The sequence below is a fragment of the Trichocoleus sp. FACHB-6 genome, from assembly GCF_014695815.1.
GTDB lineage: Bacteria > Cyanobacteriota > Cyanobacteriia > Cyanobacteriales > FACHB-T130 > Funiculus > Funiculus sociatus.
The window spans coordinates 1-7,296 of the sequence record NZ_JACJOY010000032.1; the positions used below are offsets into that span (position 1 = coordinate 1).

Below are 7,296 nucleotides of genomic sequence, written 5' to 3' on the forward strand. Positions count from 1 at the left end.
GACCGTTATAGAAATCGCCGAAAAAGATTTGGTTTAAGGTTTAATCTGATAGCGGGACTTTACAATTACGAACTAAGGCTCGCATTGAATAAGATAAGTGATTCTTATGATTAAGGGAGAGCGAACGCATAATTTCAGTCCTCATATTACCCCATCTGCGACTTTTGCAAGAGGTCTATTGAGGAACTCGTTGTCAGTACTGAAGGTAAGACAAGTTGCAAGCGCTGGAATAGTGATGATTGGGGAGGGTATGACCGGGTACTACCACCTGAAATGCTGCATTACATTGGCAAGGACAAGACCCAACGACTGGAGCGCACCAATGGTATTGTCAGGCAACAAACTAGAAGATGGCATCGACGGCAGAACAAGTTTGGCAAGGTGTGGGAGCAGACGAAAGTGACCACGCGATTAGTGGTGAGCTATTTCAATTGGATTTGGTCGCATAGTCGGTTGAAGACAACGGCGGCTCAACGGGCAGGCTTAGCCGAGCGTCCTTGGAGTTGGGATGATCTCGCTACTTACCCCACAATAATCTGATGCACTACCGCGATTCTTATAGAAAGAAATTTTACGATGTATTTAGAACTGCTATCGTCGGTTAGGAATAGATAATAAGCTAATCCACCCATTACAAATTCCCAACCATACGCATAACATACGTATTCAAGCGGACATTAGATGAGCAATTCTTCAATTTTTATCTACCCAATGTCCTTGACAGCATATTGAGCTTCGCAGTGCAAACCAGTAGCAATTCTAAAAAGTTCTTGACCAGTGTGTAGGTAGCCATCATCGTAGTTGAGCGTAAACAACTCTAACTCCTCAATGCCATCCGCCACTTGATTAAGGCAGTAGTACAGGTGAACAGCTGCCCCCGCAACGTTGGCAGGATTAGGTAGAGAACGAAAAACCAGCTGAGCTTGTTTGAGGTAGTTGCGACAGTCTTGCAGGTAAGCCTGAAATACTTCCATCAATTCATCATCAAAAGGATCGGCTGAAAGTTGATCTAGTTGCTCTGCTAGAGGATTGAGAATGCGACACAGCAGGCGGTTGACTGGCACATAGACTTGGCTTAGCCATTGCTGAAGTTGCTCGTCAGCATCTTGGAAATGCCGATACCCGTAGGATCGTTTCTGGGCGTTATTGGCTGACGGTTGTCGATACGAAGTCCTTTGATAGGTCGTCTGGTAGGGACTTCGCTGCTGGTGTTGTTTAGCAACATATTGCTCTTGCCTAGAGCGTTGCTGCAACTGCTGGTCGTAAGATCGCCTTTGGTGCGGGTCGCCCAGTACCTCATAAGCGGCATTAATCCGGACAATCTGCTCGTGATTAGCTGTTTCGCAATGGCTGTCCGGATGAAACAGCTTTACTAGACGCCGATAGGCTTGCTTTATTTCTGCCCCTGTCGCACTAGGGCTAACGTCGAGGGTGTCGTAGTAATTAGAATCTGTCATGGAAATAGTACAGTTACTAATGGCTAATGGCTAATAGCTAATTGGTAATTGGCTAGATTCTTTCTGATTACCCACCACTGTTTGTTCTTAGCTATTAGCCACTAGCAATTAGCATTTGACCGCTAATCGCTACTTTAGCGTTAACTCACCACAGCTGGCACACGCGGTTCTGGATCTTGGAATAGGGGTGTACTTAAGTAGCGTTCTCCAAAGCTGGGCTGAACCATAACAATCAGTCGTCCTTCATTTTCGGGACGTTGGGCGACGCGAATGGCAGCAGCTAGGGCTGCACCTGTGGAGATGCCGGAAAGCAGACCTTCTTCACGGGCGAGACGACGACCGTAGGCGATCGCATCGTCATCTGTCACAGTAATCACCTCATCGATCATCTTCACGTTGAGGACTTGGGGAATAAACCCAGCACCGATCCCCTGAATTTTATGAGGGCCAGGGCGACCGCCGGACAAAACTGGGCTGTTGATCGGTTCGACTGCGATCGCTTTAAAACTCGGCTTGCGTGCCTTTATCACTTCCGCCACACCCGTCAGCGTCCCGCCAGTGCCAATTCCAGCTACCAGGATATCCACCTGCCCCTCTGTATCTTCCCAAATTTCCTCCGCTGTGGTTTCCCGGTGAATCTGGACGTTGGCTGGGTTGCTAAACTGCTGCAACATATACGCATTGGGTGTATTGTCTACAATATCCTGCGCTCTCCTGATACAGCCGCTCATCCCTTCAATGCCCGGAGTCAGTTCCAATTGCGCCCCATAAGCCCGCAACATCGCCCGTCGTTCTGTACTCATAGTGTCTGGCATTGTCAAAATCAGCTGGTAGCCCTTCGCCGCTGATGCCATCGCCAGAGCAATGCCAGTATTTCCGGAAGTCGGTTCTACCAAGATTGTTTTGCCTGGATGGATCAGCCCCTGCTGTTCTGCCACATTAATCATGCTCGCCCCAATGCGGTCTTTCACCGAGGCAGCTGGGTTCATCCCCTCCAATTTCACCAGAATCCGAGCCAAACAGCCTTCTGATTGGGGGATACGATTCAGCTGAACTAAAGGAGTCCGACCGACTAATTCTGTAATGTTTTGTGCAATCCGCATAGGTTTAAGTAGTTGTTTTTTGTCAGTGGTAAGTCGTGATCTGGTAAGGATACAGCAATGCCAAATAATCTAGTCCGTTTTAAAGGACTTTAGCTATTAGCCTGCAAATTCATTTGCAGGTGGTTGATGAATCCACTTCACTTTGCCGCCATCCCGCCTGAAAATTAATTTCCAGACTAATAGCGATCCGTTAAAACGGACTGCTTCAACAATTCGATTAATTGTCATCAGATTCATTGGTTCACCTTTTACTTGCTTCTTTTTTTATCGATTTATCCTCTTGTTCACTGTCTCGTTCCAAAGACACGATAGTAGTTCCGGGTAAATAATGTACTTTTTGGTTTCTAACGTAGGCTATAGCTTTATCGAGTTGTTGACTACCCAGCGAAAATAGCCCATATCTGCGTTGCTATCCCAATGATGATCGGGAATTCGGTAGGCTATCATTCATTCAACTGATGACTGCTACTCCCCTTAATGTTTTCAACAAAATCAGCAATTGAAACTGTGCGTGGAATAAAAGCTACCAGATCAATATAATTTTCTATTCCACGAATGGCATGAATAATAGTAACCAGTATGTCACCTTTACCAATGACATAACTGTATAAGGATTCTCTTTCACAAGTAATCAGACCTTGACCAGCTTTTGTCCCCCAAACAAGATGATAATAAAGTCGCCACAGAGCCATTAATAGTCTTCCTCTTTTTTGGGAATCGAGTCCATTTTAACGGACTTTCGCTATTAGCCTGGAACTTGAGTTCCAGGCGGGTAAGTGGGTAAGTGAGTCGATATTAGATGTAATACATTATGTCCAACTGTCGCCTGGAATCTCGCTTCTGAGCCAAATCTTGAAGCGTATATCCTTGCAAAACTGAGTTAGCTTTCTGATGCACTTCTTGCCATATTTCCGTAACTACCGCACTCTCTACCGTTTTGGGATTGGCATGGTTTTCAGTTGGTTTGGGTTCCAATCCTTCTAAACAATTCACAATTTCTAAAAGCGTAATTTTCCAGGGTTCTCGCGCCAGCAAATAACCACCCTTTGCCCCGCGTTGGCTACGCACTAAACCACCACGTCTTAACGTCGCCAGTAGTTGTTCTAAATATCGGTCAGGTATATTTTGGCAAGCCGCAATCTGCCGAATTTGCAGCGGTTCGCTGTTCTGATAGTGACTAGCTAGTTCTAATAGAGCTAGAAGTGCATATTCAGTTTTGCAGGAAAGTTCCACAAGCTTGAGATTGTGTGTGAGGGATCGTTAACTCTATTATACCCCGGTTCTCCACTGGGGTTTGGTGGTTTAATGCCGCTTGTTCGATAAATTGCTATTGATATGATCGCTCCTCTACTCGTTATTAGGGTGAGCCTCCAGCCGCGTACCCGCCGCTTCGCTAACGCAGAAGGAATTTCCAGGCTCAGCCAGGGAACGAGAAATAAAAAAAGCCCCGCTGAAGACGGGGCTAAATAATTTGACTTCGAGACGCATAGGCTTTTTTGGTTGCCTATTATTGCCTAGAAGGTGAATGTAGTTCTCAGGGTACCGATCACAGCGTCATTGTTGTCATCGTTTTGGTTAGGATTGGTCAGCCAGATGACACCAGGAGTAACTGAGATGTTCTCGGTTAGCTGGTACTTGTAGAATCCTTCAAAATGATAAGAGCGATCGCTCTTAATGCCTACTGGGCTGCCTTGAACTTCCAGACCTGCAAGGTATGGTTGCACGCCTGCAAAAAGTCCTAGTACGTTCCCACGCTTACCCAAATCCGGGAAAGCAACGCCTAATCCGTAGTACCAAACCTCTCCTCTGGTACTATTCTCAACGGCGCTAATATCAGTCTTACCAACGAAGCCGCTCACGGAGAATCTGTCACTCACTCGCAAAGCACTCGAAAGACCATAGGAGTTAGTTATCAGCGCGGTATCCCTCGCCTGTACTAATGGAAAGCGAGCGCCCGTCCCAAATGCCTCTTGTGGATCGTTAGCCGCACCACTACCTATGATTGGGTTATTACCAATCGAGCGAGGACTTCCGCCAATGTCGAATATTCCATCACCCCGGTTGTGGTAACCGTGCACGTAAGTTGCAGCCAAGCCGACGCGATCATTTAGGGTAAAGTTCAACTGAGCTATAGCCGAGTAGTCACCGTTGAATAGACCCTGTTTATCACTAGGACTATTCGCATTATCTGCTAGATAACCAACAGTTAGTGACGTGGGGCCAAGCAGCGGCGCTCTTCCTACACCAAGTCTGATCCCGGCACCCGCACCACCACCGATGCGATAGATGGGACTTTGTTGTGCAAAGGTTGAGAGTGAACCGTTACCCCCATCTCCGTCATAGAAGTAAGGATTCAAAACGGGAACGTAGTCGGCATGAATTCCTCCGGTGGCGGCAATGTAAACTTTGGAACCGCCATAGTTGAATTCATACGCCAGCCAGTCTATGCCGACGTCGTTGTTGCCATCGCCATAGCCAAGGTTAAAGGTCTGGGTGCCCTCAAATGTTCGCCCATTCTCGGCTACGTTGAAGGCATTGAGGTTTCCAGCAGCAAGACGGGTGTGCAAGATATCTGAACCCGTAAAGCTGGTTTGGAAGTCTAAGCGCACCCTGTCGCCGAAGACGGTGTTATCGTCAACACCTTCACCGAAGCTGTCCGTAACTGCGAAGATGGCTTCCCCAACCAGTTTGGTTGTGGTGGAGAACTGATTTTCTTCTAGGAATTTGGTGCGGGCTTCCAGGTTGTCTACCCGTGTCCGCAAGGTTGCTAGTTCCGCCCCAAATTCATCGATTAGCCGCTGTAGTGTGGACAAATCTTCTTTGGTGACGAAATCTGCTGTGGATGCAGCAATCAATTTTTCAATTTGCAGCAAACAGGAATTCAAACCAGCAGCAAACTCATAGCGGCTCATAGCGCGGTTGCCGCGATAGGTGCCATCTGGATAACCTGCGATACAACCGTAGCGTTCTACCAAGCTTCTGAGCGCTTCATACGCCCAATCTGTCGGTTGTACGTCCCGCAGCTGGGAAACGTTAGTTACTTGACTCTGAGAGTTATTCCCTTCCCGGCTGTAGCGGTTGATTTGGTCTAAAACGGTGCTGTTATCTACCGTTGACGCTCCAGACGGTGTTTGCGCCAGTCTTGAGTCTGTCGCTGGCATTGCCGGGACAGAAGTGCGAGGCAATGCTTCTAGAGCTTGCTGACTCTCGCTTCTTGCCACCTGGTTTGGTATTTTTACTACAGATGGTGTTACAGGTACAGAACTCAAAGCTTCGGCTGATTTCGCCGTTTCTGGACTCTCACTCACTGCCATCTGTTCCGGCGTTTCCACCTTAACGGGTGTCGCGGGGACAGAGGCTTCAATGTTAGCCGTTGTCGCTTGGCTGAGGGAAGCTGCCATCTCTTCTGGCAATTTCACATCACCAGATTTCTCTGAAAACACAGGCAACTGGCTTTCTGCAGCTACTTCCGGTGCAGCTGCCACTGCCACTGGCTGCGATACCTTTACTTTCTCCTCTGTCGTTTGCGACTGAATCGCTTCCATGACCACTGGAGTTTCGGCTGCGATCGCTGCCGATGAAACTACCAAGGCTGCTCCCAAAACGGCTGGGCTTACTAGCAGAGACTTCCACGTTAACTTAGCCATCTTTCCTCTTTTCCTCACACCTTATGCAGAAAGATTGACACCCTTCTTTCATTTTTCATGTAATCGTAGCACAGGTATTAGCCTAACATCATCCCCTTTATGATGAAATGCTTATATCACGCCAATGTTAGAATTTTACTTCTATTTTTGCAAGGGTTATTCTAACTTTTTAATAGCTTGTACTAGAGCAAAATCTTTTTCCGTAAAACTACGACCATCATGCGTAGTCTATAGATTTCTCCCCTGTGTTTGTATTTGGTCGGGCGCGGCGCTCTCTAAAGTCGGTTGCGATGATGTCTCGCCGCTTCAGCTCACTTCCAATAACTTACAAAGTGCTTTGCATATGCTGCTAGATGCAGGTTATAGCTCCTGCAAAATCTTTAAATTTCCCGGTGCATCTTATCTTTTTCCTTTCTACCGTCACCCCTGATAGCTGAGTGATGGCAGAAGGCATTTCCGCCTTTGTGAGCAACTGCGCCTTTAAAAGTGCGTCAAATTGCTGTCTAACTAATTCATAGCCCCTTAAAAAACTATCCGCTCTCACGGGAAGTGATTTGGGATTAACCATTACACTTAATGTGAGAGCGGTCTAGTCGGGTCTTCAGTTTAGCACCAGACTGCCGGAAGATTCTCCTAGCCAGCCTAGCTCTTTCGCTGCTCTAATCCCACAAGGGGATTAAAACTGGCTTTTAGAGAACAGCCCCGGCGCGCAGCCGGTTGACGCTAACCTGATGACCCATAAATTTACTACTATCAATCATGGGCATCACCTCCTATCTACCTTAGCGGTTGGATGTCTCAAAAGGATTAGGGTGTTTATCGCTTGCGAATTCATCACCCTCATTTAAGATAGCACACACAAAATCGGATTGTGTGTAGCGAACGAGAAAAAAAAAATCCCCTGCTCATCGGCAGGGGATTTAGAAGACAGGGAGAATACTTCATCCCCTCCCCCATCCTTCAGCTTTTTTACAGTGCGTTACCGCGAGGCAGAACTTCTTCAGGGAACTCAAAGTTCTCGTGAGGCTGATCTTGAGGAGCCATCCAAGCGCGAATCCCCTCATTCAACAGAACGTTCTTGGTGTAGAA

At 47.3% G+C, this 7,296-nt stretch carries 8 protein-coding genes and 2 pseudogenes; 1 reads left to right on the forward strand and 9 read right to left on the reverse strand.

Annotated features, from left to right (window positions below; all coding sequences use genetic code 11):
* Positions 1-180: 180 nt before the first annotated feature.
* Positions 181-540: pseudogene (locus H6F66_RS06870) on the forward strand (IS1 family transposase); the annotation flags it as partial.
* Between the two features lie 164 nt (positions 541-704).
* On the opposite strand, the gene H6F66_RS06875 reads toward H6F66_RS06870, so the two are convergent.
* From H6F66_RS06875 to H6F66_RS06910, 9 genes and pseudogenes are all read right to left on the reverse strand, one after another.
* Positions 705-1,457 (reverse strand): DnaJ domain-containing protein, encoded by a 753-nt coding sequence (locus tag H6F66_RS06875; RefSeq protein ID WP_190419577.1) that lies wholly within the window; start codon positions 1,455-1,457, stop codon positions 705-707.
* 140 nt (positions 1,458-1,597) lie between these two features.
* Entirely contained in the window at positions 1,598-2,560 is a 963-nt protein-coding gene (gene cysK, locus H6F66_RS06880) for a cysteine synthase A (RefSeq protein WP_190419578.1), read from the reverse strand.
* A gap of 96 nt (positions 2,561-2,656) precedes the next feature.
* Positions 2,657-2,797, reverse strand: coding sequence for a hypothetical protein (locus H6F66_RS06885; protein WP_190419579.1), 141 nt, complete (start codon positions 2,795-2,797; stop codon positions 2,657-2,659).
* 206 nt (positions 2,798-3,003) lie between these two features.
* Positions 3,004-3,252 carry a transposase gene (locus H6F66_RS27560; protein WP_199295189.1) on the reverse strand — a complete coding sequence of 83 codons (249 nt, stop codon included), beginning with the start codon at positions 3,250-3,252 and terminating at the stop codon, positions 3,004-3,006.
* A 103-nt stretch (positions 3,253-3,355) separates the two neighbouring features.
* Positions 3,356-3,793: an Rrf2 family transcriptional regulator gene (locus H6F66_RS06895; RefSeq protein WP_190419580.1), complete on the reverse strand. Its 438-nt coding sequence runs from the start codon at positions 3,791-3,793 to the stop codon at positions 3,356-3,358.
* Positions 3,794-3,907: 114 nt separating this feature from the next.
* Complete coding sequence (locus tag H6F66_RS06900; protein WP_190419581.1) at positions 3,908-4,048, reverse strand: hypothetical protein; 141 nt, start codon at positions 4,046-4,048, stop codon at positions 3,908-3,910.
* A 26-nt stretch (positions 4,049-4,074) separates the two neighbouring features.
* On the reverse strand, positions 4,075-6,207 hold the full coding sequence (locus H6F66_RS06905; protein WP_190419583.1) for an iron uptake porin: 2,133 nt from the start codon (positions 6,205-6,207) through the stop codon (positions 4,075-4,077).
* Between the two features lie 349 nt (positions 6,208-6,556).
* Complete coding sequence (locus H6F66_RS27975; RefSeq protein WP_190447784.1) at positions 6,557-6,775, reverse strand: hypothetical protein; 219 nt, start codon at positions 6,773-6,775, stop codon at positions 6,557-6,559.
* 401 nt (positions 6,776-7,176) lie between these two features.
* Positions 7,177-7,296, reverse strand: a pseudogene (locus H6F66_RS06910) (photosystem II protein D2); the annotation flags it as partial.

Bases quoted from the DNA above. Each gene is read 5' to 3' on its own strand.
- cysK (WP_190419578.1), bottom strand. From the start codon at position 2,560: ATGCGGATTGCACAAAACATTACAGAATTAGTCGGTCGGACTCCTTTA.
- H6F66_RS06905 (WP_190419583.1), bottom strand. From the start codon at position 6,207: ATGGCTAAGTTAACGTGGAAGTCTCTGCTAGTAAGCCCAGCCGTTTTG.
- H6F66_RS27975 (WP_190447784.1), bottom strand. From the start codon at position 6,775: ATGGTTAATCCCAAATCACTTCCCGTGAGAGCGGATAGTTTTTTAAGG.
- H6F66_RS06875 (WP_190419577.1), bottom strand. From the start codon at position 1,457: ATGACAGATTCTAATTACTACGACACCCTCGACGTTAGCCCTAGTGCG.
- H6F66_RS27560 (WP_199295189.1), bottom strand. From the start codon at position 3,252: ATGGCTCTGTGGCGACTTTATTATCATCTTGTTTGGGGGACAAAAGCT.
- H6F66_RS06900 (WP_190419581.1), bottom strand. From the start codon at position 4,048: ATGCGTCTCGAAGTCAAATTATTTAGCCCCGTCTTCAGCGGGGCTTTT.
- H6F66_RS06885 (WP_190419579.1), bottom strand. From the start codon at position 2,797: ATGAATCTGATGACAATTAATCGAATTGTTGAAGCAGTCCGTTTTAAC.